The sequence below is a fragment of the Parahaliea maris genome, from assembly GCF_008064665.1.
GTDB classification, from domain to species: Bacteria; Pseudomonadota; Gammaproteobacteria; order Pseudomonadales; family Halieaceae; genus Parahaliea; species Parahaliea maris.
This window is the reverse complement of sequence record NZ_VRZA01000001.1, coordinates 496,879-522,243: the sequence shown is the minus strand read 5'-3', so window position 1 is coordinate 522,243 and position 25,365 is coordinate 496,879. Positions and strand designations below refer to the sequence as shown.

General features: G+C 64.5%; 25 protein-coding genes and 1 other RNA gene. 22 read left to right on the top strand and 4 right to left on the bottom strand.

The features are described 5' to 3' along the window. Positions 1-47 precede the first annotated feature (47 nt). Together FV139_RS02275 and FV139_RS02270 are read left to right on the top strand one after the other, a co-directional pair. Positions 48-680, top strand: coding sequence for a glutathione S-transferase N-terminal domain-containing protein (locus tag FV139_RS02275; RefSeq protein WP_187276361.1), 633 nt, complete (start codon positions 48-50; stop codon positions 678-680). A gap of 27 nt (positions 681-707) precedes the next feature. Next, a complete protein-coding gene (locus FV139_RS02270; protein WP_148066611.1) occupies positions 708-1,109 on the top strand; it encodes a ClpXP protease specificity-enhancing factor in 402 nt (133 codons plus the stop codon). Positions 1,110-1,181: 72 nt separating this feature from the next. Here FV139_RS02270 and FV139_RS02265 read toward each other — a convergent pair whose 3' ends face one another. Genes FV139_RS02265 through FV139_RS02255 form a run of 3 tightly spaced genes read right to left on the bottom strand, consistent with a single transcriptional unit; the run spans position 1,182 to position 2,699 of the window. Further along, on the bottom strand, positions 1,182-1,757 hold the full coding sequence (locus FV139_RS02265; protein ID WP_148066610.1) for a BON domain-containing protein: 576 nt from the start codon (positions 1,755-1,757) through the stop codon (positions 1,182-1,184). After that, positions 1,754-2,359 carry an SIS domain-containing protein gene (locus tag FV139_RS02260; protein WP_148066609.1) on the bottom strand — a complete coding sequence of 202 codons (606 nt, stop codon included), beginning with the start codon at positions 2,357-2,359 and terminating at the stop codon, positions 1,754-1,756. Before FV139_RS02260 ends, FV139_RS02265 begins: the two co-directional genes overlap by 4 nt. Positions 2,360-2,384: 25 nt before the next feature. After that, complete coding sequence (locus FV139_RS02255; RefSeq protein WP_235898531.1) at positions 2,385-2,699, bottom strand: YraN family protein; 315 nt, start codon at positions 2,697-2,699, stop codon at positions 2,385-2,387. On the opposite strand from FV139_RS02255, the gene FV139_RS21195 reads away from it, so the two are divergent. After that, positions 2,622-2,804 (top strand): hypothetical protein, encoded by a 183-nt coding sequence (locus FV139_RS21195; protein WP_235898492.1) that lies wholly within the window; start codon positions 2,622-2,624, stop codon positions 2,802-2,804. The two genes, FV139_RS02255 and FV139_RS21195, sit on opposite strands and share 78 nt — an antisense overlap. On the opposite strand, the gene FV139_RS02250 is transcribed toward FV139_RS21195, so the two are convergent. Beyond that, on the bottom strand, positions 2,805-4,634 hold the full coding sequence (locus FV139_RS02250) for a penicillin-binding protein activator (RefSeq protein ID WP_187276360.1): 1,830 nt from the start codon (positions 4,632-4,634) through the stop codon (positions 2,805-2,807). A 107-nt stretch (positions 4,635-4,741) separates the two neighbouring features. Here FV139_RS02250 and rsmI point away from each other — a divergent pair, with 107 nt between their 5' ends. The 19 genes from rsmI (at position 4,742) to FV139_RS02155 (ending at position 25,312) form a co-directional block, all read left to right on the top strand. Next, positions 4,742-5,575: a 16S rRNA (cytidine(1402)-2'-O)-methyltransferase gene (gene rsmI / locus FV139_RS02245; RefSeq protein ID WP_148066606.1), complete on the top strand. Its 834-nt coding sequence runs from the start codon at positions 4,742-4,744 to the stop codon at positions 5,573-5,575. 70 nt (positions 5,576-5,645) lie between these two features. Beyond that, positions 5,646-6,007, top strand: an RNA gene (rnpB, locus tag FV139_RS02240) — RNase P RNA component class A. 345 nt (positions 6,008-6,352) lie between these two features. Further along, the gene (mraZ, locus tag FV139_RS02235; RefSeq protein WP_148066605.1) at positions 6,353-6,808 is read left to right on the top strand and encodes a division/cell wall cluster transcriptional repressor MraZ; all 456 of its coding nucleotides are present in this window, start codon (positions 6,353-6,355) and stop codon (positions 6,806-6,808) included. A 9-nt stretch (positions 6,809-6,817) separates the two neighbouring features. Next, on the top strand, positions 6,818-7,735 hold the full coding sequence (gene rsmH, locus FV139_RS02230) for a 16S rRNA (cytosine(1402)-N(4))-methyltransferase RsmH (RefSeq protein ID WP_148066604.1): 918 nt from the start codon (positions 6,818-6,820) through the stop codon (positions 7,733-7,735). Beyond that, positions 7,735-8,046, top strand: a complete 312-nt coding sequence (gene ftsL, locus FV139_RS02225) for a cell division protein FtsL (protein WP_148066603.1) — start codon at positions 7,735-7,737, stop codon at positions 8,044-8,046. The genes rsmH and ftsL overlap by 1 nt, the downstream gene beginning before the upstream one ends. Then, positions 8,043-9,773, top strand: a complete 1,731-nt coding sequence (locus FV139_RS02220; RefSeq protein ID WP_148066602.1) for a peptidoglycan D,D-transpeptidase FtsI family protein — start codon at positions 8,043-8,045, stop codon at positions 9,771-9,773. The genes ftsL and FV139_RS02220 overlap by 4 nt, the downstream gene beginning before the upstream one ends. After that, entirely contained in the window at positions 9,773-11,263 is a 1,491-nt protein-coding gene (locus FV139_RS02215) for a UDP-N-acetylmuramoyl-L-alanyl-D-glutamate--2,6-diaminopimelate ligase (protein ID WP_213003994.1), read from the top strand. Before FV139_RS02220 ends, FV139_RS02215 begins: the two co-directional genes overlap by 1 nt. Next, positions 11,260-12,627 carry a UDP-N-acetylmuramoyl-tripeptide--D-alanyl-D-alanine ligase gene (locus tag FV139_RS02210; protein WP_148066601.1) on the top strand — a complete coding sequence of 456 codons (1,368 nt, stop codon included), beginning with the start codon at positions 11,260-11,262 and terminating at the stop codon, positions 12,625-12,627. Before FV139_RS02215 ends, FV139_RS02210 begins: the two co-directional genes overlap by 4 nt. Before the next feature lie 2 nt (positions 12,628-12,629). Next, a complete protein-coding gene (gene mraY, locus FV139_RS02205; protein ID WP_148066600.1) occupies positions 12,630-13,712 on the top strand; it encodes a phospho-N-acetylmuramoyl-pentapeptide-transferase in 1,083 nt (360 codons plus the stop codon). 40 nt (positions 13,713-13,752) lie between these two features. Continuing rightward, the gene (gene murD / locus FV139_RS02200) at positions 13,753-15,108 is read left to right on the top strand and encodes a UDP-N-acetylmuramoyl-L-alanine--D-glutamate ligase (RefSeq protein ID WP_235898491.1); all 1,356 of its coding nucleotides are present in this window, start codon (positions 13,753-13,755) and stop codon (positions 15,106-15,108) included. Beyond that, a complete protein-coding gene (gene ftsW / locus FV139_RS02195; RefSeq protein WP_235898489.1) occupies positions 15,105-16,256 on the top strand; it encodes a putative lipid II flippase FtsW in 1,152 nt (383 codons plus the stop codon). The genes murD and ftsW overlap by 4 nt, the downstream gene beginning before the upstream one ends. Further along, entirely contained in the window at positions 16,253-17,347 is a 1,095-nt protein-coding gene (gene murG / locus FV139_RS02190) for an undecaprenyldiphospho-muramoylpentapeptide beta-N-acetylglucosaminyltransferase (RefSeq protein WP_148066598.1), read from the top strand. The genes ftsW and murG overlap by 4 nt, the downstream gene beginning before the upstream one ends. Further along, positions 17,344-18,780, top strand: coding sequence for a UDP-N-acetylmuramate--L-alanine ligase (gene murC / locus FV139_RS02185; RefSeq protein WP_148066597.1), 1,437 nt, complete (start codon positions 17,344-17,346; stop codon positions 18,778-18,780). Before murG ends, murC begins: the two co-directional genes overlap by 4 nt. After that, positions 18,777-19,718 carry a D-alanine--D-alanine ligase gene (locus tag FV139_RS02180; protein ID WP_148066596.1) on the top strand — a complete coding sequence of 314 codons (942 nt, stop codon included), beginning with the start codon at positions 18,777-18,779 and terminating at the stop codon, positions 19,716-19,718. The genes murC and FV139_RS02180 overlap by 4 nt, the downstream gene beginning before the upstream one ends. A 23-nt stretch (positions 19,719-19,741) precedes the next feature. Then, positions 19,742-20,551 (top strand): cell division protein FtsQ/DivIB, encoded by an 810-nt coding sequence (locus FV139_RS02175; protein WP_187276359.1) that lies wholly within the window; start codon positions 19,742-19,744, stop codon positions 20,549-20,551. Positions 20,552-20,573: 22 nt separating this feature from the next. Then, complete coding sequence (gene ftsA / locus FV139_RS02170) at positions 20,574-21,815, top strand: cell division protein FtsA (RefSeq protein WP_148066594.1); 1,242 nt, start codon at positions 20,574-20,576, stop codon at positions 21,813-21,815. A gap of 106 nt (positions 21,816-21,921) precedes the next feature. Continuing rightward, the gene (ftsZ, locus tag FV139_RS02165; RefSeq protein WP_148066593.1) at positions 21,922-23,091 is read left to right on the top strand and encodes a cell division protein FtsZ; all 1,170 of its coding nucleotides are present in this window, start codon (positions 21,922-21,924) and stop codon (positions 23,089-23,091) included. Between the two features lie 77 nt (positions 23,092-23,168). Beyond that, positions 23,169-24,083 carry a UDP-3-O-acyl-N-acetylglucosamine deacetylase gene (gene lpxC / locus FV139_RS02160; protein ID WP_148066592.1) on the top strand — a complete coding sequence of 305 codons (915 nt, stop codon included), beginning with the start codon at positions 23,169-23,171 and terminating at the stop codon, positions 24,081-24,083. Between the two features lie 296 nt (positions 24,084-24,379). Next, positions 24,380-25,312 carry a M23 family metallopeptidase gene (locus FV139_RS02155; RefSeq protein WP_148066591.1) on the top strand — a complete coding sequence of 311 codons (933 nt, stop codon included), beginning with the start codon at positions 24,380-24,382 and terminating at the stop codon, positions 25,310-25,312. The last annotated feature ends 53 nt before the right edge of the window (positions 25,313-25,365 follow it).

Sequence of the window (25,365 nt, the reverse complement as noted above, 5' to 3'; positions counted from 1 at the left end):
GAAGCCGCGCCGACAGCGAAGCGTTTCGTAATACTGAGGATACCCTGATGGGCGTAGTCGCAAAGCGGTCTTCCATGACCTTCTTCTCTGATAGCAGCAGTCACTACAGTCACCGGGTCCGCATCGTGCTGGCTGAAAAAGGCGTGACTGTGGACCTGATCGAGGCTGAAGGCAATCACCCTCCCGCCGAGTTGGCCGACGTCAACCCCGACAACTCCCTGCCCACCCTGGTGGACCGGGACCTGGTGCTGTGGGAGTCGCGGGTCATCATGGAGTACCTGGACGAGCGCTTCCCCCATCCGCCCCTGCTGCCGGTGTACCCGGTGGCGCGCGCAGAGAGCCGCCTGTTCATGCACCGCATCGAAACCGGCTGGTGCACGCTGGTCGACTCCATCCAGAACTCCCGCAGTGACAACGTGGTTACCAAGGCCCAGAAAGAACTGCGTGAGAGCATCATGGGTATCGCGCCGATCTTTGCCGAGAAGCCCTTCTTCATGAGCGACGAGTTCACCCTGGTGGATTGTTGCATCGCCCCCATTCTCTGGCGCCTGCCTTCCCTGGGCGTGGATATCCGCTCCAGCAAGCAGTCCAAGCCCCTGCTGACCTACATGGATGCGCTGTTCAATCGCGAGTCCTTCCAGGAAAGCCTGTCTGAGCAGGAGCGGGAGCTGCGCTCCTGATCTGCTGCGCTTGTGGCTGAGGTCTGTATGACGCCGAGTCGTCCCTACATCATGCGCGCGCTCTATGAGTGGATCGTGGATAACGGCTGCACGCCCTACCTGCTGGTGGATGCCTCCATCCGCGGGGTGGACGTACCCCGTCAGTACGTGAAGGATGGCCAGATCGTTCTAAACATCTCGCCCAGCGCGGTGATCGACCTCAACATCTCCAACGAACTGGTGTATTTCAACGGCCGGTTTGGCGGTGTGCCCACCGACATCACCGTGCCGGTCAACGCTGTAGTCGGTATTTACGCCCGTGAGAACGGGCAGGGCATGGTATTCGAGGCGGAGGATTCGCCCGGCGGGCCGGACGACGACCCGGAGCCACCCAGCGACGGCGGCCCCGGCAAGCCGGAAGGGCGGCCCTCGCTGAAAATCGTCAAGTAGACAAGCGCCAGTTAGCACAAGGGCCGCCTCCGGGCGGCCCTTTGCGTTTCAGGTGTTTGCCCCGGCCTGAGGTCAGGCGGGAACAACCTCGAACAGGCGCACCACCCGCTGTACACCGGACAGGCTGGCGGCTTCTGCGGCGATCCGGTCGGCTTCCGCCTGGGTGGCCAGCCCCATCAGGTAGACTACCCCGTTCTCTGTAACGACCTTCACCCGCATGCCGGGCGTACTGGAGTGGCCGATGAGCCAGGATTTGACCTTGGCGGTAATCCAGGCGTCGGAGGAGCGGGTCATGGTGGAGCTGGGGGCGGCGATCTCCATTTCGTTGTAAATACGGCGCACGCCGCGAATTTCGCGCACCACGTTGGAGGCCTTGTTTTTCAGCTCTTCGCTTTGCACCTGTCCGGCCAGCAGCACGAAACCGTTGTAGCTGACCACCACCAGGTGGGACTGGGCGAACCGTTCGTCCGCCGCGCGGATATTGACGATGGCCTTGGTCTCTACGCTCTCGTCTTCAAGCTGCCGGCCCATGGTGCGCTCCACCGGTTCATCCTCGATGGGGTTGGCATTCATGCTTGCCAGCATGCTGCCGCAGCCGGAGACGGCGAGGGTCGTGAGCAGGAGGGGGTAGAGAAGGTAACGCGTCATAGGTGCTGTCCTGTAAAACCGCCGAACAGGGCGTGGTCAATCAATTCACAAAGGTTCTGGAGCAGCACGGTATGGCGCTCCAGGGCCCGGGCCGGGGCTATCCGGTCCAGGGCGATGACGGGGTCTCCCTCACGCAGCAGCAGGGGGAAGGTGTCGTCCACGCCGTTCGACAGCATGACGACCGCCATGTTCCGCTCGCGGGCGGCTTCCAGCGCACGGCGCAATTGGGGCGAGAGTCCGGCGCTGGCAATGCACAGCAGTACATCTTCCGCCTGGCCCAGGGCCAGCAACTGGCGGGCGTAGATCTCGTCGGTACCTTCGCTGGTCGCGATCGCGCCGACGACACCGCCGTCTGCGGCCAGGGCCAGCGCCGGCAGGGCGGGCCGCTCCTGCTGGAAGTGGCCCAGCAGGTTGATGGCAAAGAGCTGCGCCAACGCGGCGTCGGGGCCGCTGCCGCAGGCCATGACCTTGTGCTCACTCAGCATGGCGCCGGTCATCAGTTCGGCAGCGGCGCTGAGGGCCGGGGCGGCGGGGTCCACTGCCATGGCCAGCGCCTCGATCGTGCCCTGGCAATTGCCGGCAAGAAGTTCGTAGTGATCCATGCTGCGGGTTCCGGAATGGTTGGATTCATGCAGTGAAGGCCGACCGGATCCACGTGGGCTCCGGATTGGCCGCTGATTGTCGCGGCTCGAAGGCGATAACGTCAAATCGGCAGGGGTAATTGGCCCAGCGGGCGTGTTGGCGCAGGAACAGGGCGGCGGCCCGCAACAGCTTTGCCTGTTTGCGTCGATCCACCGAGGCGGCGGCGCCGCTATAGCGCGGATTGCTGCGGGCCCGCACTTCGACAAAGACTAGGGTGTCCCCGTGCAGGGCGACGATGTCCAGCTCCCCGGCCTTGAAGTGAACGTTGCGCGCAAGGATGCGCAGCCCCTGGTCGCGCAGCCACCGGGCGGCGAGTTGCTCGTGGTGATCGCCGGCGGGGCGCTGGCGGGTGTTACCGGGCTTGCTCAGGGCGGCAGCCTCCTGCTGGAAGAGGCGCCATTATAGTTACAGCGGTTTCAGCCTGCCGCCATCAAAAGTGGCCGGTGCCGGTTCGCGAATAATGCGCAGATAGGGGTCCATGTGCAGCAGCCCGGTGCTGCCACGAAACAGGGCCTCGGGGCCCGACTGCAGCTGGGCGAAGCGACGCTGGAGCAGGTAGGCGTCGGCGCCGAGGGCGTTGAGTCGGGTGTAGCTGTCACTGCCGGTACCGCCGGCGGCAATGGCGACGCGCAGCCCCGGGTCGGCCCCCAGCAGCCAGGGCAACTCCGCCAGCAGGATGCCGTTGAGGTCGCTGTCTCCTCGCCCCGGCAGGCCGCTGTAGACCGCGGAGGGGGCCAGTACGGGTACATCCCCGGCGTAGTGGAAGGCCAGCAGTGGCTTGATGGCGCGGGCCTCTCCGTGCCTGCCGGAGAGCAGGAAGATGGCGTCAAAATCCTGGCGCCGGCGGGCGGTTGCCTCGATGTTGGTGGCCAGCATGCTGCGGATTTCCCGCGCCCGCGCCTCACTGGCGTCGAGCTGGAAGGCCTGTTTGATGGTGTCGGAGTAGGCCTCGGCGCTGGCGTAGGTGGCGGTGGTGGCGATCTCGCCGCCCAGTGCCTGCCACTGCTGCCTCAATATCTGGTCGAGCTTGTCGCCCCACTCACCGCCGGGGCGGACGATCAGCGCCCGGCGGGCGCCACGGCCCCAGGCCTGCTCGACCAGGGTTTCCACCTCGTCCTCCGGCGACAGGGACAGCTGTACCAGGGCCGTGGGGCCGGGCGGGGCGGGTTCGTCACTGCGGTTCAGTGCCAGCACCGGTACCGTGCGCTCCTGCAGCTGACCGAGCTCCGCCACTGCCTGTTTGCTGAGGGGGCCCACCACCATGCTGGCGCCCTGGCGAACGGCGTCCTGGTAGGCGGCGATGGCATCCGGGTAGGCATTGGTGTCGAGCACCAGCAATTCCTGCCGTCGCTTGCCCGCGCTGGCCCGGTAGAACGCCGCCAGGTAGCCGTCGCGCACGGCTTTGGCCGCAGGTGCGAGACGCCCGCTCAGGGGCAATAGCAGGGCCACGGTGTCAAATTGCAGTGGCTGTTCCAGTAGTGCGTCGAGACCGCCGGGCAGGGGGTTGGCGGCGGGGTGTGCGGGGTGGTCGGCGCGCCAGTCCACCAGCGCCTGTTCCAGTTCATCCGCGGTGCCGGCTTCGGCGGTGATCCGGGCCAGCGTCAGCCAGGCATTCCAGTCGGGGTTGTCGGTATCCCCCTCGGCAATGGCCAGCTGCTCCGCCGGGACCCTTTCCAGGTCTCGCCAGATGCTGCGTTTAAGGGCCGCCGCGCCGGGCTGCATGGGGTCGTTGGACAGCAGTTGGCTGCCCTGGCGCGCACTGGCGAGGTAGTCGCCCTGCAGGTCGCCCATGTAGCGCTGGAAGTTGATGATTTTTTCCTGCAATGCCAGGGCGGTGCCCGGAGCGGGCAGCTCCACCAGCATCGCCGCGGCCTGCTGCGGCTGGCCGTGCTGCCAGGCGATACGGGCCTGCAGGTAACTCAGGTAGGCCCGGTCGTTGAGATCCAGTTCCTCCGGGAGTGTGCTCAGTACGTCCCCGGCGTGCAGCCAGTCGTTGTTCGCCAGCAGCGACTCCGCCTGGCTGAACTCGGCGGCGTAGATGCTGCCCGGCAGCTCGCGGTCGACGGTGGGCAGGTCGGGTACGGTGGTCGTGGGCGGCTCGATGGTCTCTGGCGGCGGCTCCACGCTGGTGGTCTGCACCGGGGTTTCGGCACAGCCGGCGAGTAGCAGAAGGCCGGCGAGCAGTGCGGTGGGAAGCGCGCGGCGAGCCGGCGGGGTTGTCAGGTAATCTGTCATGCTATCCTTCGTGGCTTTCTGATGACCCTTATGGCCCTCAGGGCCGCCACCGCGGTGAACGGTGGCGGCCATTATAGAGTGATTGTGTGGAAGGTGCTGGCTTGGAAATGGAATCCGGACTTTACGTGGTGGCTACCCCCATCGGCAACCTGGGAGACATTACCCAGCGTGCGCTCGATGTGCTGGCTGCGGCCGACCTGGTGGCTGCCGAAGATACCCGCACCACCCGCGGCCTGCTGGCGCGCTTCAATATCGACAATACCGTGTTCGCCTACCACGACCACTCAGATCCGCGGGCCGCACGGCGCATCGTCGACTGTGTGGCGGGTGGCGGCGTGGTGGCACTGGTGTCGGACGCGGGAACGCCGCTGATATCCGATCCCGGTTACCGCCTGGTGCGGGAACTGCAGGAAGCCGGGTTACCGGTGATCCCGGTGCCGGGCGCCTGCGCGGCGGTGGCGGCCCTGTGTGCTTCGGGCCTGCCCACCGACCGTTTCCTGTTCGAGGGTTTTCTGCCGGGTAAGGCGGCGGGCCGCCAGGCTCGCCTGCAGGCGCTGGCCGAGCGCCAGGAGACCCTGGTGTTCTACGAGGCGCCCCACCGGGTGCTGGACTGTGTGGGGGATATGCGCGCCGCGTTTGGCGACGCGCGCGAGGCCCTGCTGGCGCGGGAAGTCACCAAGGCCTTTGAAACCCTCCGCCGGGCCCCCCTGGCGGAGCTCGAGGCGTTCATCGCCGCCGATCCCAACCAGCAGCGCGGTGAGATCGTGCTGGTGGTCGCCGGACAGCGGGAGAAAGAGACGACGATCGACGCCGATACCGCCCGCCTGCTGCGCCGCCTCGCCGAGGAACTGCCGCCGAAACGGGCCGCGGCGGTGGTGGCGGAACACACGGGGCTGCGGAAGAAACAGCTCTATGACTTCCTCCTGCAGGATCAGGGCTAGCGCCCGAGCCTGTCATAACGGGCCTACTGTAGCGCTTGCCTTCCTGGCGGGCCGCGCGTAGTCTTGCCGCCGAGTCGGTCAGGCGATCGCTCTGCCATCGGTTTCGGTCGTTGGCGGGGAGGAAAGTCCGGGCTCCATAGGGCAGGGTGCCAGGTAACACCTGGGGGGCGCGAGCCTACGGAAAGTGCAACAGAAAGGAAACCGCCCGGCCGTTCACGCGGCCAGGTAAGGGTGAAATGGTGCGGTAAGAGCGCACCGCGCGGCTGGTAACAGGCGCGGCGATGGTAAACCCCACCCGGAGCAAGACCAAATAGGAATCCTGTAGCTGCGGCCCGCAGTGGATTCGGGTAGGTCGCTTCAGGCAGGCGGTGACGCCTGTCGCAGATGAATGATCGTCCACGACAGAACCCGGCTTATCGACCGACTCAACTTTCATCAAGGCCGGTGTTCGCCCAGAAGCGGGCACCGGCCTTCCTATATGCTTTTTCGGCCTTTTACCGACCACATTTCAGAAAAAAATAAACTGGAACTTAAAGTAAGTTCTTAGCATGTGTGGTTACGCTCATGTTTTCTGTCATTTTTTGAACTCGCTTCCTTTACAGATGCCCGCGTACCGAACTGCGAAACGGCGCTAATTTACTGAAATTACAACGTTTTTTAGAGAGGGCCTCGCTTGACACCCCCTTTGAGGCACACCTATAGTGTCGCAAAGTGGGAATAAGTGGATAAATCTGGCTTTTTGTGGAAAACAAAGTCGGATGAGTGGGGGAAATTGGCGTGTTTCGCGGAGTACAGCACATCAACATGGACGCGAAGGGGCGGCTGGCAATGCCAGCGCGCCAGCGCGAGCCATTGTTGGCGCTCTGCGAAGGACAAATTGTCGTTACCATTGATACCCAGACGCGCTGCCTGGTGATCTACCCCCTGCCCGAATGGGAAGTGATCGAAGAGAAGATCCAGTCCCTGCCCTCACTGAACAAGGCCACCAAGCGCTTCCAGCGCCTGCTGCTGGGTTATGCCACCGACATCGAGCTGGATGGCAATGGCCGCATGCTGTTGCCCCAGTCCCTGCGTGACTACGCCGGGCTGGAGAAAAAGCTGGTGCTGGTGGGGCAGGGCAAGAAGCTGGAGCTCTGGTCCGAGGCCCTGTGGCAGGCGGAATGCGAACAGGCGCTGGAGGAATCCGGGCCCGAGGCGGAACTGCCAGACGAATTGTTGTCGCTGACCCTGTAGGTGAGTGATATGCATCAAACGGTGATGTTACGAGAGGCGGTGGACGCTCTGGTGACGACAAGCAGTGGTTTTTACGTCGATGGCACCTTCGGACGCGGTGGGCACAGTCGCGCCGTGCTCGAGGCCCTTGACGAAAACGGCCGCCTGCTGGGGGTGGACAAGGATCCGACCGCCGTAGCAGAGGCCGAAAAGTTGGCGATGAGCGAACCCCGGTTCACCTTCTATCACGGGTCATTCGCTCAGCTTCCCCGTCAACTGCGTGGGATGGGGATCGACGCAGTTGACGGTATTCTCCTGGACCTGGGCGTTTCCAGCCCGCAGCTGGACGAGGCCGAACGCGGCTTCAGTTTTCAGCACGATGGTCCCCTCGACATGCGCATGGATACCAGTAGCGGCGAAACCGCCGCCCAGTGGCTGGCCCGTGCCGACGAGGCCGACATTGCCGATGTGCTCTACGACTACGGCGAAGAGCGCTTTTCCCGGCGTATCGCCCGGGCCATCGTTGCCCAGCGCGCTATCGATCCCATCACCACGACGGGTCGCCTGGCGTCGATCGTCTCCGAGGCCAACCCGCGCTGGGAAAAGCACAAGCACCCGGCTACCCGCTCTTTTCAGGCCATCCGGATTTATATCAACAGGGAACTGGAAGACCTCCAGGACCTGCTCGGCTCCGCCCTGGACCTGCTGGGTGAAGGCGGGCGCCTGGTGGTGATCAGTTTCCATTCGCTGGAAGACCGTATCGTCAAACGCTATATGCGGGATATGTCCCGGGGCGAACAGTTGCCCCGCGGCCTGCCAGTGCCCGACAGCGCCCTGAACCGGCGCATGAAACTGGTGGGCAAGGCGGTGCGTGCCGGCAAGGAGGAAGTTGCCGGCAACGTGCGTGCGCGCAGCGCCATACTGCGTGTAGCGGAGAAGATCGCCTGATGGCCGCTCGGGGTAACAGGCCTGCCGGGGCGCCTGCCGACGGGCGGGCCCTCAACCTGTTGTGCACTGCGGCCATGGTGGCGGTAGTGCTGTCGGCGTTTTTTGTTATCCACTCCTCCCACGCCTGTCGCCAGTTGTATGCTGAACTGCAGGGGCTGGAGGCAGACCAGTGGTTCCTGCAGGAAGATTACAGCCGCTTACTGCTCGAGGAGAGCGCCTGGGCTTCCCACCACCGGGTGGAGAAAGTCGCCACCGGTGAGCTCGATATGCATTCTCCGGCGATGCAGGAACTGAAAGTGGTGGCGCCATGAGCCGCAAGGTGCCAAGGGAGGCAGTCGCTCCGTGGCGCTTCTACGTGGTCGCCGCCCTGTTGCTGGCCCTGCTCGGCCTGTTGCTGGGGCGTATCCTGATGCTGCAGGTCATCAGCAGTGATCGCGGGCGCGAATTCCTGCAGGACCAGGGGGAAATGCGCGCCGTCCGCACGGCGGAGATACCCGCCTACCGCGGGGTGATCACCGATCGTCGCGGGGAGCCGCTGGCGGTGAGTACCCCGGTGATTTCCATCTGGGCCGATCCCACCCAGCTGGCGGGCTCCGAGCGCCTGCCGGAACTGGCCCTCGCGCTGGATATGCCCCTGTCGGAACTGGACGAGCGGCTGGAGCGATACGCGGGCAAGCGTTTCATGTACCTGCAGCGCCACCGGGTGCCCGGTGAGGCGCGGGAAATCCTGGCCCGGCGTTTCCCCGGGGTGTACGGTGAGCGCGAATACCAGCGCTATTACCCGGCGGGGGAAGTGGCTTCGCAACTGGTCGGCTTCACCAATGTCGATGGCGCGGGTATCGCCGGCCTGGAGCTGTCCTATGAGGACTGGCTGCGCGGAATACCCGGCAAAAAGCAGTACATCAAGGACCTGCACGGTGATGCGGTGCGCGATATCGGGGTACTGGAGCCGGCGCGCCCCGGCCGTGACCTGCGCCTGTCCATCGACCTGCGCCTGCAGGTACTGCAGCACCGGGAACTGCAGCGCGCCGTGGCCAAAACCGGTGCCGACTCCGGCACGGTGGTCACTCTGGACGCCCATACCGGTGAGGTATTGGCCATGGTCAACTACCCGGTCTACAACCCCAACAGTCGCAAGAAGATCGACCCGGGCAGCACTCGCAACCGGGCCATGACCGACGAGTATGAGCCCGGCTCGACCATGAAGCCACTGACCATGGTGGCGGCGCTGGAAAGTGGCAAGTACACCACCGATACCGTGATCGACACCTCCCCCGGCCGCATTCGCGTCGGCCGTAAGACCCTGCCCGACCCGCGCAATTACGGCGCGATCACCGTGTCCCGGGTGATCGAGAAGTCCAGCCAGGTCGGTGTGACGAAAATCGCCCTCGATATCGGCCACGAGCCGGTGTGGAACGTATTCCAGCGCATGGGCATCGGCCAACCACTGGGCACCGGCTTCCCCGGTGAGCAGAACGGCCTGCTGCCCAATCGCCCGCGCTGGCGCGCGATCGAGGAAGTGACCCTGGCCTTCGGTTACGGCCTGACGGTGACGCCGCTGCAACTGGCCCGGGCCTACAGCGCCTTCGCCAGCGGCGGCGTACTGCGCCCGGTATCACTGCTGGCGCTGGACGAAGTGCCCGAGGGGCAGCGGGTGATCTCCGCGAAAATTGCCGCCGATGTGCTCACCGTGCTGGAGCGGGTGACCGGTGAAAATGGTACCGCCCGTCGCGCCCGGGTCGATGGCTACGCCGTCGGTGGCAAAACCGGCACCGTGCGCCAGGTCGGCGCCCAGGGCTACATGGAAGACAAACACCGCGCCCTGTTTGCCGGGGTAGCCCCGGTGCATGATCCGCGCATCGTCACCGTGGTGGTCCTCAACGGACCCAAGGGTGACGAGTACGGTGGCGGGGCAGTGGCCGCACCGCTGTTCTCTCGCGTGGCCCAGGGCGCGCTGCGCCTGTTGAATGTGGTACCGGACGAGCCGGAGGCCGTGGTTGCCGCGACGCCGCCGGCGCGCCATGGAGGGGCTGTGTGATGATGGCCGCTTTAAAGCCCCCACAGAATGATTGCTCCCTGGCCTGGCTGCTGGAGCGCGAGTTGCCCGAGGATGCCCGGGTGAGCGGCATAACCCTGGACAGCCGCTCCGTGCGCCCGGGTGACCTGTTCCTGGCGCTGGCGGGGGAAGTACATGATGGGCGTACCTTTATCGAACAGGCGGTGGCCAGCGGCGCAGCTGCGGTGGTGGCGGAAGCCCCGGTGGCGGGCTTTGTCGACGCGCTGCCGGTGCCCCTGGTAGAGATACCCGATCTCGCTCACGAGGCGGGGGCGATCGCTGCCCGCTTCCACGGTGACCCCACCCGCACCATGCGCGTGGTGGGTGTCACCGGCACCAATGGCAAGACCACCACCTCGCGACTCGTGGCACAGTTACAGCGTGCTGTCGGGCATCCCTGTGGCGTCATAGGCACCCTCGGCGCCAGCCTGGATGACAGCGTGGCCAGCGCCGTCAATACCACGCCGGATCCGGTGGGGTTGCAGGCCTGCTTCGCCGACTGGCAGGGGCAGGGTGTGAATGACGTGGCGATGGAGGTCTCTTCCCACGCCCTGGTACAGGGCCGGGTCAACGCGGTGCACTTCGACACCGCTGTCTATACCAACCTGTCGCGGGATCACCTGGATTACCACGGCAACATGGAATCCTACGCCCGGGCCAAGCTGCGCCTGTTCGCGGTGGATGGCTTGCGCCATGCCCTGGTGAACCTGGATGACCCCTACGCCCCCATCGTGGTGGCCGCTGCTTCCCGACCCGGTTGCCAGGTATTGACCTATTCTGCCGCCGGCAGCGCCGACGCCGATATTCGCATCGACAATCTCGCCTTCAGTGCCGCCGGTGCCACAGGCCATCTTGTAAGCCCCTGGGGGGAAGGCGTGTTCTGCTCCCCCCTGCCGGGGGTCTTCAATGTGGCGAACCTGATGGCTGCCATAGCCTGCGCCGTTCTGGCGGGTACGCCGCTGGAGCGGGTACTGCAACAACTGCCCGCACTGCACTCGGTGCCGGGGCGTCTGCAAAGCGTGGCCAATGACTGTGGTTTGCAGGTGCTGGTGGATTACGCCCATACCCCCGATGCACTGGAGCATGTGTTGCGCGCCCTGCGTCCGAATGTGCAGGGGCGGCTGATCACCGTGGTGGGCTGTGGCGGCGATCGCGACCGCGGCAAGCGCCCGGTTATGGGCCGCCTGGCCTGTGAACTGTCGGACGAGGTGGTGATTACCAGCGACAATCCCCGCAGTGAAAACCCCGAGGCGATCATCGACGATATCGTGGCCGGCTGTACCGGACATTTCCAGCGCCAGGCGGATCGCGCCCTGGCGATTGAGCAGGCCATTGCCCTTGCGGAACAGGGCGACTGCGTCCTGATCGCCGGCAAAGGCCATGAGGACTACCAGATTATCGAGGGGCAGCGCTTGCACTTCTCCGATGTAGAAGAGGCAGAGCGCGCCCTGGCCAGGAGGGCGACATCATGATGCGCGCTTTTACACTGGCTGAACTCTGCGCCCCGCTGGGTGCCCGGCTGTGTGGCGATGATGCCCGGTTCACCGCGGTGTCCACCGACAGTCGCCGTGATCTGCAGGGGCAGCTCTTTGTCGCCCTCAGCGGCGAGCGCTTCGACGGTCACGATTACCTGTCAGTGGCGCGCGATGGCGGTGCTGTTGCGGCCCTGGTGAGTCGCGAGATTGACGCCGGCCTGCCCCTGCTGGTGGTGGAGGATACCCAGCGCGCCCTGGGGCTGTTGGGTGCCTGTAACCGCGACCTGTATCAGCACCCGCTGGTGGCGATCACCGGCAGTAGTGGCAAGACCACGGTCAAGAACCTGGTGAGCGCGGTGCTGGCGCAGCGTGGCAACACGCTGGCTACCGAGGGCAACCTGAACAACGAAATCGGTGTGCCCCAGACCCTGCTGCGGCTGGCGCCGGAGCACGAGTTTGCGGTGGTGGAAATGGGCGCGGCCAAAGCCGGCGATATTGCCTGGCTGTGTGAGTTGGGGCGCCCGGATGTGGCGGTGTTGCTCAACGCCATGCCGGCCCACCTGCAGGGATTTGGGTCGGTGAGTGACGTGGCCGACGCCAAGGGCGAGATTTACGACGGACTCGGTGGCAAGGGTGTGGCTGTCATCAACGCCGACCAGGAGTACGCCGGGCGCTGGCGCAAGCGCGCCGCGGGCGCCACGATCCTGGACTACGGCTTGCGCCAGCCCGCGGCGATCAGTGCCAACAATATCAGCAGCCGCGGCACCGCCGGCATCAGTTTTATTGCCAGCACCCCGGCGGGAGACGCCCCGGTGGCCCTGCGCCTGCCGGGCCTGCACAACGTTTCGAACGCCCTGGCAGCCATTGCGGTGGGCCTGGCCTGCGAGTTGAGCCTGTCGGAGATCACCGCCGGCCTGGCGTCGGTAAGCCCCGTACCCGGTCGCCTGGCGGTCAGCCATGGCCAGGGTGGCTGCACCCTGATCGACGACTGCTACAACGCCAACCCCGGTTCAGTGCGGGCCGCCATCGACCTGCTCGCCGATTGCGAAGGCCGGCGCACCCTGATGCTGGGGGTGATGCGTGAGCTGGGCGCGGAATCCGAGTCCCTGCACCGCCAGATAGGCGAGTACGCCCGGGAGCGCGGGCTCGACCGTTTCTGGGGGGTAGGGCCCGAACTGGCCCCCGCGGTAGAGGCCTTCGGCAAAGGCGGGCAGCACTTTGAGGATCGCCGCGCGGCCAGTGCCGCGCTACCAGGCGCCTTTGGCGCCGACGACACCGTATTAATCAAGGGATCCCGCGGCGCAGCCATGGAATTGCTGCTGGCACAATTGCAGGATCCGGAAGGGGAGGCGAGACGCTAACCATGTTGATCTTTCTCTCCGAATTCCTCACCCAGTATGCCGGTGGCTTCCAGGTCTTCAGTTACCTGACCCTGCGCGGCATCCTGGCGGCGGGTACCGCACTGGCCATCTCCCTGCTGGTGGGGCCGGTGATGATCCGCCGTCTCAATTACTACCAGGTAGGCCAAGCGGTGCGTGACGATGGCCCGCAATCCCACCTGAGTAAATCCGGTACTCCGACCATGGGCGGGGCGCTCATCCTGGTGGCCATTGCCATCAGTACCCTGTTGTGGGCGGACCTGCGCAACTCCTACATCTGGGTCGCGTTCATGGTCACCGGCGTGTTCGGCGCGGTGGGTTGGGTCGACGACTACCGCAAGGTCGTGGAAAAAGACTCCCGCGGGTTACCGGCGCGCTGGAAGTACTTCTGGCAGAGCGCCGCGGGTATCGCCGCCGCCCTGTACCTCTACCTGGCCTTCGACACCCCGGTTACCACCGAGTTGTACATCCCCTTCTTCAAGGACTTTGCCTGGAGCATGGGGCCGCTGTTCTTGGTGCTGGCCTACTTCGTCATTGTGGGCTCGAGCAATGCGGTCAACCTGACCGATGGCCTGGACGGCCTGGCCATTCTGCCGACGGTGATGGTGGGTACCGCGCTCGGCGTGATTGCCTACCTGACGGGGCACGTGGACTTTGCCAGCTACCTCCACATTCCCTACGTGGCGGGCAGTGGTGAACTGGCGGTGTTCTGTGGTGCCATCGCCGGGGCCGGCCTCGGTTTCCTCTGGTTCAACACCTATCCGGCCCAGGTGTTTATGGGCGACGTGGGAGCGCTGGCGCTGGGCGCCGCGCTGGGCACGGTGGCGGTGATTACCCGCCACGAGATCGTCTTTTTCATCATGGGCGGGATATTTGTGCTGGAGACGGTGTCCGTCATCCTGCAGGTCGCCTCGTTCAAACTGACCGGCAAACGCATCTTTCGCATGGCGCCGATCCATCACCACTTTGAACTCAAGGGCTGGCCCGAGCCGCGCGTGATTGTGCGGTTCTGGATTATCACCGTGATGCTGGTGCTGTTTGGCCTGGCAACACTGAAGCTGCGTTGAGGCGGAAGGTCGTAAAGGTAAATCGGGAGTGAGTACAGCAGTGGCACAGGATCTGATAGCAAGCACGGAGAACCGGGTCGTTTTTGGCCTCGGGGTGACCGGTTTGTCCTGTGCGCGCTTCCTGCACCGCAACGGGCTGGCCTTCAGCGTGGTCGACACCCGTGCCGAACCGCCGGGCCTGGATGTCCTGCAGCGGGAAATGCCCGAGGTTCCGGTGCTCGCCGGGGACATACCCCCGCAGGTGCTGGAAAGTGCCAGCGAGCTGATTGTGAGCCCAGGGATTGCCCTGGAGGCGCCGCTGGTGGCCGCCGCCGTGGCAGCGGGTGCGACAGTGCTGGGCGACATCGACCTGTTTGTCCGTGAGGCCCGTGCCCCGGTGGTTGGCATCACCGGTTCCAACGCCAAATCCACGGTCACCGAACTGGTCGGGGAGATGGCCCGCGCCGCCGGCTTGCGTGTGGGTGTGGGTGGCAATCTCGGCACCCCGGCGCTGGACTTGCTGGACGATGCCAGCGAGCTGTACGTGCTGGAGCTGTCCAGCTTCCAGCTGGAGCGGGCAGGCCAGCTCGACCTGCAGGTCGCCACGGTGCTCAATGTCAGCCCGGATCACCTCGACCGCCATGGCAGTATGCCGCGTTACCACCAGGCCAAGCACCGGATCTTTCGCGGCTGCCACAGTGCGGTGGTCAACCGGGATGACACCCTGACCATCCCGCTGGTGGGCGACGAGGTGGCGGTGATCAGCTGGCGCCTGCGAGAACCGGAGCTGAATGGCTTTGGCCTGCGGACCATCGACGGGGTGGAAACCCTGTGTCACGGCTTCGAGCCCCTGATGCCCACGGCCGACCTCCCCCTGGTGGGTCGTCACAACTGCGCCAATGTACTGGCCGCCCTTGCCATTGGTCACGCCGCGGGCCTGCCCATGGCGGCGATGCTCGACGCCGTGCGGGCTTTCCGCGGTCTGCCCCATCGCTGTCAGCTGGTGCGGGAGTATCGGGGTGTGCGGTATGTGAATGATTCCAAGGGCACCAATATTGGCGCCTGTGAGGCGGCGCTGGTTGGCCTGGGCGGTGAAGGTAACGTCATCCTGATCGCCGGCGGGCAGGGCAAGGGGGCGGATTTCAACCAGCTTCGCAAGGCGGTGAAACGCTACTGCCGCGGGGTGATCGTAATGGGCGAAGCGGCGGCAGAACTCGACAGTGCGCTGGCCGACATTGTGCCGGTCCAGCCGGTGACTGACATGCGGGCCGCAGTGGAGGCCGCGGCCGGCCTGGGCGAGGCGGGCGACCTGGTGCTGCTGTCGCCGGCCTGCGCCAGCTTTGACATGTTCCGCGGTTATGCTGACCGCGGTCACGCGTTCACCGCCGCGGTGGAGCAATTGGGGGAGGGCGCATGAACCTGTCTCCCGACTGGTTGCGCGCGCCGCGGATGGACCTGCCGCTGACCCTGCTGGGCCTGGCCCTGTTGCTGGTTGGCCTGGTCGCCATCGGCTCGGCGTCGATCGAGTTCGGTGACTGGAACTACGGCAGCCCCTGGTTTCACACCAAGCGACACCTGGTGTATATCGTGCTGGCCCTGGCGGCGGCCGCCATCGTCTACCGGGTGCCGACCAGCGTGTGGTTGCAAACCGGGTGGGTGTGGCTGTTTGCTGCCCTGGCGCTGCTGATCCTGGTGTTACTGCCCGGGATCGGCAAAGACGTCAACGGCAGCCAGCGCTGGTTGCCCCTCGGGCCCTTTACCCTGCAGCCCTCCGAATTCGCCAAGCTGGCGGTGGTGGTGTACCTGGCCGGCTACCTGGTGCGGCAGGCGGACACCGTGCGCGCCGACTGGCAGGGCTTTCTGCGGCCGATGGGGGTGCTGGGATTCGTAGCCCTGCTGCTGATGGTGGAGCCTGATTTCGGTGCCACCGTGATTGTGGTCGGCACTTCCTTTGGCATGCTGTTTCTCGCCGGCGTGCGGCTGATGCACTTCCTGGCAGTGCTCGGTGTTGCGCTGCTGGGCCTGGTGGCGCTGGTGTTCAGTGCCCCCTACCGGGTACAGCGGCTCACCGCCTATACGGACCCCTGGGCGGACCCCTACGGCAGTGGCTTCCAGTTGATCCAGTCCCTGATTGCCTACGGTCGCGGCGAGTGGCTGGGCGTGGGCCTCGGCAACAGCGTGCAGAAACTGTTCTACCTGCCGGAAGCGCACACCGACTTTGTCTTTTCCATCTGGGCCGAGGAAACCGGTTTTCTCGGCGCCAGCGTGGTGATCGGCCTGTACGCCGCCCTGGTGGCGCGCATCCTCTGGGTGGGCCGGCGCGCGGCGCGGGCCGGCGAGGACTTTGGCGCCTACCTCTGCTATGGCGTGGCCCTGATCTTCTCCGGCCAGGCTTTTGTGAACATGGGGGTGAGTTCCGGGCTGCTGCCCACCAAGGGCCTGACCCTGCCCTTTGTCAGCTATGGTGGCACCAGCCTTATCGTCTGTTGCTGCATGCTGGCCATGGTACTGCGGGTACAGGCAGAAGTGCCTGAGCCAAAAGCACCGCGGGGGGCCAAACGATGAGCCGTCCGTTGCGGGTTCTGGTGATGGCGGGGGGCACCGGTGGCCACGTGTACCCGGCACTGGCGGTGGCCCAGGAGTTGATTGGCCGCGGGCACAGCATCGACTGGGTGGGCACCGACCGCGGCCTCGAGGCGCGGGTGGTACCTTCTGCCGGCCTGCCGCTGCACACGCTGGCGGTTCGGGGCGTGCGGGGCAAGAATATTTTGCACACCCTGTGGGGGCTCGCTGCCCTGGCCTGGTCGCAACTGCAGGCGCTGGCACTGGTGTTGCGCCTGCGCCCGGACTGCGTGCTCGGTATGGGGGGCTACGCTTCGGGTCCCGCTGGCCTGGCGGCGTGGTTGTTGCGGCGTCCGCTGGTGGTCCACGAACAGAATGCGGTGGCGGGTACGACGAACCGCTTGCTGGCGCCCCTGGCCAGGCGCGTGGTCGCGGGCTTCGCCGGCGCCTTCAAGGACCGGGACGATGTGCTGGTACTGGGTAACCCGGTGCGCGCTGATTTGCTCGCCGCGGGTGAGGCCAAATCCTGGGACTACGATGGCAGCCGCCCCATGCGACTGTTGATCGTGGGTGGCAGCCTCGGGGCGAAACCAATCAACGACTTGTTGCCCGGAGTGATCCGCAAGCTGGTCAAGGACCGGGGTGACGAGATTCTGGAGGTGCTGCACCAGACCGGCAGCGCCCAGGCGGACCAGGTGAGCACGGCTTATGGTCGCCTGCTGAAATCCGCGGTGCGGGTACAGCCGTTTATCGAGGACATGGCCTCCGCCTACAGTTGGGCCGACCTAGTCATTTGTCGAGCCGGCGCCCTGACCGTCGCCGAACTGGCGGTGATGGGGCTCCCCGCATTGTTGATTCCACTGCCTCACGCCATCGACGATCACCAGACCGGCAATGCCCGCTCCCTGACCGATCGCGGCGCCGGCCTGCTGCTCAGGCAGTCGGAACTGAGCGCCCAGTCCCTGGGCACTACGCTCGGCAGTTATCTGGACCATCCCCAGCGCCTGGCTGCCATGGCGAAAGCGGCCCGCGCCGCGGCCCTGCCCGAGGCCACCCGGCAGGTCGCCGATTGCTGCGAGGAGGTGGCGCGATGAACGAACGCAATGTCTACAGTGTGCCGGAGATGCGTCGCATACGCCGGATTCACATGATCGGTGTGGGCGGCTCCGGCATGAGCGGTATCGCCGAAGTGCTGGTGAACCTGGGATACAAGGTCAGCGGCTCGGACCTGCGCCGCAGTCCGGTGACCGACCGCCTCGAGGGGCTGGGTGTCGAACTGCATGTCGGGCACGCCGCCGCCAATATCGGTAGCGCCGACGTGGTCGTGAGCTCCAGCGCCGTGAGCGAGGACAACCCGGAAGTGGCTGCGGCGCGTGACGCCCGCATACCGGTTGTGCCCCGGGCTGAGATGCTGGCAGAGCTTATGCGCTACCGCCACGGGATAGCCGTGGCGGGTACCCACGGCAAAACCACCACCACCAGCCTGATTGCCGCCCTGTTCGGTGAGGCCGGCCTCGACCCGACCTTTGTGATTGGCGGCCGGGTCAACAGTACCGGCAGCAACGCACAGCTTGGCGCCAGCCGCTTCCTGGTGGCGGAAGCCGATGAAAGCGACGCTTCCTTCCTGCACCTGCAACCGATGGTCACCGTGGTCACCAATATCGAGGCGGACCACATGGAGACCTACGGCGGTGACTTCAGCGTGTTGCGCCAGACCTTTCTCGATTTCCTGCACAACCTGCCGTTCTACGGCCTTGCGGTGCTGTGCGTGGATGACCCGGTGGTGGCGGACCTGCTCCCCGACGTGGCGCGCCAGACCCTGACCTACGGGTTTGACGAAGCTGCGGATTACCGTATCGCCGATATGGACAAGCAGGGGCTGGCGACAGATTTCACTGTGCATCGGCCCGGTGGTCAGCCGCCGCTGCGGGTGCGCCTGAACATGCCCGGTACGCACAACGTACTGAACGCCACAGCGGCCATCGCCGTGGCCAGCGATGAGGGGCTTTCCGACGATGCCATTGCGCGTGGCTTGGAAAACTTCGCCGGTGTCGGCCGCCGCTTTACCCAGCTCGGGGAGCTGCAGTTTGCCGGCGGCAGTGCGCTGCTGGTGGATGACTACGGCCACCACCCCACCGAGGTGAAGGCAACGCTGGAATCGGCCCGGCAGGCCTGGCCGGACCGCCGGGTAGTGATGATCTACCAGCCCCACCGTTTTTCGCGTACCCGCGACCTGTACGAGGATTTTGTTGCCGTGCTGTCACGCTGTGATGCCCTGTTGTTGCTGGATGTCTACCCGGCGGGAGAAAAGCCCATCCCCGGTGCAGACAGTCGCAGCCTGACCCGCAGTATCCGCCAGCGCGGCCAGGTAGAGCCGGTGTTCGTGGAGTCGGTGGACGCCGTCGCCGCGGTGCTGGCGGACATGCTGCAGGACGGTGACGTGGTCATTGCCCAGGGCGCGGGCAATATCGGCAAGCTGGCCCAGGACCTCATGACCGCGCCGCTGGTGCAGGGAGGTCAGCCATGAGCTGGGAACACATCAGCCGCCAGCCGATTGCTGTCCTGCAGGGCGGCACATCCGCTGAACGGGAAGTATCACTCAATTCCGGCGCCACCGTGATCGCCGCACTGGAATCACTGGGCTGCGATGTGCGCCCTGTGGACCCGGCAGAATCCGGGTGGATTGCCAGGCTGGACGGCGTGGGCAGCGTGTTCAATGCCCTGCACGGGCCGGGCGGCGAAGACGGTGTCATGCAGGGCGCGTTGACGGCGCTGGGCCTGCCCTACACCGGTTCGGGGGTGCTGGGTTCCGCCCTGGCGATGGACAAGCAGCGCAGCAAGCAATTGTGGCAGGGCATCCGTGTCTCCACCGGTGGTTTCGAATTGCTGGCAGCTGATACCGACTGGCAGGGGGTCATCGACCGCCTCGGCAAGGTGTTTGTGAAACCCGCCTGTGAGGGTTCCAGTATCGGCATGGCGCCGGCTTCTGATGCTACCGAACTCAGGGCGGCCTGGGAGGCTGCGGCGAAGTATGGTGACGCGGTGCTGGCGGAGCAGTTCATCGACGGCCCCGAATACACCGTGGCCATTCTCGGCGAGGAGGCGCTGCCCTCCATTCGCATGGAAACCGATAACACCTTTTACGACTACGAGGCCAAGTACCTGTCGGACGACACCCGCTATCACTGCCCCAGCGATCTCAATGCCGACGACGAGGCCGAGGCGGCCAGTCTCGCCCTGGCGGCGTTCCGCTCCCTAGGTTGCGCGGTCTGGGGCCGGGTCGACCTGATGCGCGACAGCGATGGCCGCTTCTACGTGCTGGAAGTGAACACCATTCCGGGGATGACCTCCCACTCCCTGGTGCCCATGGCGGCCAGGGTGGCGGGGCTGGACATTGCCGCGCTGGTGCGGCGGATTCTGGAGCTCAGCTGGGAGGCACGCGGCGCAGGGGGGCGCGGGGTATGACTGCGGTGCGCCAGGAACGAAAAGTGCTGAAGGAACAGAAGGCACAGAAGGTACGCAAGGGCGGTCGCGGCGCCACCCGCAAGGTGGCTGCGGCGCCGAAGGAGCGTCGGCAGTGGTCCTTCAACTGGCTCAATCGCCTGCTGATCCTGGTGGGGGGCGGCGCTGTGCTGGCGGCGGCCCTGCAGGGCTTCCTGATCCTGCAGGCCATTCCGGTAGAGCGCATCAGTGTGACCGGCAACCTGAAGAACACCCAGACCGAAGCCGTGCAGCAAATGGTGCAGCCGGCACTGATTGGCGGCTTTCTCAACGCGGACCTGGTGCAGATTCGCGAACAGCTGGAGGCACTGCCGTGGATCTACGAGGCCTCGGTACGTCGGCGCTGGCCGAACTCGCTGGAGATTCACGTCATTGAGCAATTACCCATTGCGCGCTGGGGCGAGGGAGGCTTTCTGAATCACGAGGGTACCGTGTTCCAGACCGCCAATGCAGACGCCTGGCAGCACCTGCCGCGTCTTGAAGGCCCCGAGGGCCAGCAGCAGGCGATGATGGCCAGCTACCAGCGCCTGGGTGACCTGCTGCAGCCGCTCGCATTGGAAGTGCAGGTGCTGACGATGGACGCTCGCGGCCAGATGGTAACCGTGTTGAGCAACGGTATTGAACTGCAATTGGGGAATGGGGCATTTCGCGAGCGGGTACAGCGATTCATCGCCATTTATCGCAGCGAGCTGGCACCGCGTGCCGCCGAGGTGGCGCGGGTGGATTTGCGCTACCAGAGCGGCCTGGCGGTTGCCTTTCATGAACCGGCCCAGGTGGCCGGCCTGACAAGCGAATAAGGGACGGGGGAGACACACTGCCATGGGCAGCGCACAGGAAAAGAGAATGATCGTCGGGCTGGATATCGGCACCTCCAAGGTGGTGGCCATCGTCGGTGAAATCGGCATGGACGGTGATATCGAGATCGTCGGCATTGGCTCCCATCCCTCCAAGGGCATGAAGAAGGGCGTGGTGGTGAATATCGAGTCCACCGTGCAGTCGATACAGCGGGCGGTGGAGGAGGCCGAGCTGATGGCCGGGTGCCAGATCCACTCGGTGTATGTGGGCATTGCCGGCAGCCATATCCGCAGCCTGAATTCCCACGGCATCGTGGCCATTCGCGATCGCGAAGTGTACTCGCTGGACCTGGAGCGGGTGATCGATGCCGCCCAGGCGGTGGCGATTCCCGCGGACCAGAAGATCCTCCACATTCTGCCCCAGGAGTACGTGATCGATAACCAGGAGGGCATCAAGGAGCCGCTGGGTATGTCCGGTGTGCGGCTCGAGGCCAAGGTGCACCTGGTGACCTGTGCGGTGAATGCGGCCCAGAACATCGAGAAGTGCATCCGCCGCTGTGGCCTGGACGTGGAGGACATCATTCTCGAGCAGCTGGCCTCCAGCTACGCAGTGCTGACCGAAGACGAGCGCGAACTCGGTGTGTGCCTGGTGGATATCGGTGGCGGGACGACGGACATCGCCATCTTTACCGAGGGCTCCATCCGGCATACGGGAGTGATCCCCATCGCCGGTGACCAGGTGACCAATGACATCGCCATGGCCCTGCGCACCCCGACCCAGCACGCGGAAGAGATCAAGATCAAGTACGCCTGCGCCCTGACCCAGCTGGCGGGGCCGGACGAAACCATCAAAGTGCCGAGCGTTGGCGAGCGACCCCCGCGGGACCTGTCGCGCCAGGCACTGGCCGAGGTAGTGGAGCCGCGTTACGACGAGCTGTTTACCCTGGTGCAGGCGGAAGTTCGCCGCAGTGGTTACGAAGACCTCGTTCCCGCCGGCATCGTATTGACGGGTGGTACCTCCAAGATGGAAGGCGTGGTGGAGCTGGCCGAGGAGATATTCCACATGCCGGTACGCGTGGGATATCCACAGGCGGTGAAGGGTTTGAACGACATTGTGCGCAATCCGATTTATTCCACCGGGGTGGGATTGTTGCAGTACGGTCTGCAGCAGCCGGATTCCGGCGGCAGTGCCGCCCGGGGTGATGCCGGTGGTGACGAGCCGGGCCTGATCGGCAGGATCAAGTCCTGGGTGCAGAGTAATTTCTGAACAACGGTCCGGCCGCCGGTCGGATCAATGAATTCGGGTGAGTGACACCCGGGTGTTGTAAACCGCCGCCGGTAGGGGCGGCAAACCAGTAAAGGGGAGTAAGACCATGTTTGAACTGATAGACAACGTTCCAGAAAACGCGGTGATAAAAGTCATTGGTGTCGGTGGTGGTGGCGGCAACGCCGTCAAGCACATGATCGAGAACCAGGTGGAAGGCGTGGATTTCATCTGCGCCAACACTGACGCCCAGGCGTTGAATGACATTCACTCCAAAACCATCCTGCAGCTCGGTGGCGAGATCACCAAGGGCCTGGGAGCGGGCGCCAACCCGGAAATCGGCCGCGCGGCCGCACTCGAGGATCGCGAGCGCATTGCCGACTCACTGCGCGGTGCCGACATGGTATTCATTACCGCTGGCATGGGTGGTGGTACCGGAACCGGCGGTGCGCCGGTGGTAGCGGAAGTGGCCCGTGAGCTGGGTATTCTGACCGTTGCCGTGGTGACCAGGCCCTTCCCTTTCGAAGGCAAAAAACGCCTGGCAATTGCCCACGAAGGGGTCCGTGAACTCGAGCAACACGTCGATTCCCTGATCACTATTCCCAACGAAAAGTTGCTTGAGGTGTTGGGAAAAAATACCAGTTTATTGGATGCCTTTAAGGAGGCCAATGATGTATTGTTGGGCGCAGTTCAGGGTATAGCCGACCTGATCATTCGCCCCGGCATGATAAACGTGGATTTTGCGGATGTTCGAACGGTGATGTCCGAGATGGGCATGGCAATGATGGGCACCGGCAGTGCCAAGGGCGAAAATCGCGCCCGGGAAGCCGCAGAACGCGCCATCAACAGCCCGCTGCTCGACGACATCGATATCAAGGGTGCACGCGGCATACTGGTGAATATCACCGCCGGCCTCGACCTGTCACTCGGAGAGTTTTCCGAAGTTGGCGACACAATCGAGGAATTTGCATCTGACGAAGCGACAGTTGTGGTAGGTACCGTTATCGATCCCGAGATGACGGATGAGCTCAAGGTTACCGTGGTTGCCACGGGCCTGGGTGGCGAGGTCGCCAAGGCGCCCTTGCAGGTGGTGGAAAGTACGGCCTCGCAGCAAACCGCGGAGCCCGACGCCGCCCCTAATTATAAGGAGTTTGATCGCCCTCCCCACATGCGCCGTGCGCGCGCAGCCGCGGGTGGGCAGGCAGCAGCTGTCGCAGCTGAAGCCGGCGGCGAGGAGTATTTCGATATTCCCGCGTTCTTGCGTCGCCAGGCAGACTAGCAAGGTTTACAACCCGGACCCGTTCCGGCGGCGCCTTGCGATCTCTTTGTGAGGCACAGGATACGGTTGGGAGTACTATGATTCGACAGCGGACTCTGCGAAATGCAATCAAGGCCACAGGTGTTGGCCTGCACACCGGGGAAAAGGTTTACCTGACCCTGAACCCGGCACCTGTGAATACCGGTATTGTATTTCGCCGGGTGGATCTCGATCCTGTGGTGGAAATTCCCGCCCGGGCCGAGAACGTTGGCGATACCACACTCTCAACCAGCCTGATGGCCGGCGGCGAACGCGTCTCCACGGTTGAACACCTGCTCTCGGCCATGGCGGGCCTGGGCATTGACAACGCCTTTGTGGATGTCAGTGCGCCGGAAGTGCCCATCATGGATGGCAGCGCGGGCCCCTTTGTGTTCCTGATCCAGTCCGCTGGCATCGAAGAGCAGAACGCGGCCAAGAAATTCATTCGTATCAAGCGCCCGGTGACGGTGGAAGACGGGGACAAGACAGCCAGCTTCCTCCCCTTTGATGGCTTCAAAGTCTCGTTTTCCATCGATTTCGATCACCCGGTGTTTCACGATCGCGCTGCCCATGCCGAAATCGACTTTTCCTCCACGTCCTTCGTGAAGGAAGTATCCCGCGCCCGGACCTTTGGCTTCATGCACGAGATCGAGTATCTCCGCTCCAAGGGGCTGGCTCGCGGCGGCTCCGTCGACAACGCCATCGTGGTCGACGAGTACCGTATCCTCAACCAGGACGGCCTGCGTTACGACGACGAGTTCGTCAAGCACAAGATCCTGGACGCCATCGGCGATGTCTACCTGCTGGGTTACAGCCTGATTGGCGAGTTCAAGGCCCACAAGTCCGGCCATGCTCTCAACAACGCCTCGCTGCGCTCACTGATGGCCCAGCCCGATGCCTGGGAAATGGTGACCTACGAGGACGAGGCCACCGCCCCGATCTCCTACAACCTGAACGCCGTCCCCGTCGCCTGAAGCGCCCCGCAATCCCTTGAAGGTCGAATGAATTCGACCCTACTGTAGGGCGGAATTCATTCCGCCAATACCGCCCCGAACGAAGCCCCCCGTGCGGCGGAATTCATTCCGCCAATACCACCCCGAACGAAGCCCCCCGTGCGGCGGAATTCATTCCGCCAATACCGCCCCGAACGAAGCCCCCCGTACGGCGGACTTCATTCCACCAATACCGCCCACCCATTTCCCGCCATTACGGCGTGACATGATGCGCGATTTTGTGGCATAGTTCGCTGCCGATTTCTGCCAAAGTGCCAATGAAAGTCATTGTCATCAACCGCAAGCATGGCGGCTCGCGCTCGTTTGAGTTAGGTCGTTGGTCCCGTGCCCTCCTCTCCCTGTGCTGTCTAGGACTGCCACTGGGGATGGTGGCGGTTGGCTATCTGGCCGGGATGGAACGCGAGGCCAGCTCCCTGCGCGGGCAGTCGGTCGATGCCATGGCCGACGAACTGGCCCAGCAGTCCGAAGATCTGGACGCTCTCAAAGACGAAGCCGAACTCAAGCTGCAGGCCCTGACCCACAGCCTGGCCGAGTTGCAGGCCCGAATGACCCGCCTCGACGCCCTCGGCGAACACCTCACCGCCATGGCGGAACTGGAAGAGGGCGAGTTTGATTTCAGCCAGCCGCCGGCCGTTGGTGGACCGCTGGGTGGCGAATTCAACGTCGATTACACCAGCACCGGCCTGAGCGGCGATATCGACGGCTTCTCCCGTCGCCTGTCCGACCGCGAACAGCAGCTGGCCATCCTTGAATCCCTGCTCAGTAACCGCAAGCTGGAAGATGAAGCCTGGTTGTCGGGCCGCCCCATCGAGAAGGGCTGGATTTCTTCCTACTACGGCAAGCGCAATGACCCCTTCACCGGGCGTCCGGCTTTCCACCACGGTATCGATTTTGCCGGCAAGGCGGGTTCCAACGTACTGGCCGTGGCCGGTGGCGTAGTGACCTGGGTGGGCGAGCGCAGCGGCTACGGCAACATGGTGGAAATCTCCCATGGCGACGGCCTGGTTTCCCGCTACGGCCACAACGAGGAAAACCTGGTTGAGCCGGGTGATGTGGTACGCAAGGGCGAGCCCATCGCGTTGATGGGATCCAGTGGGCGCTCAACCGGCGCCCACGTGCATTTTGAAGTCTACAAACACGGCCGCTCGGTCGACCCTTCCAGCTACGTTCGCCGCAACCGCCGGCGCTGACACAGTCCCACAGATTGAGCGCAACACCCCGATGTTCCGGGGTGGCTATGTCC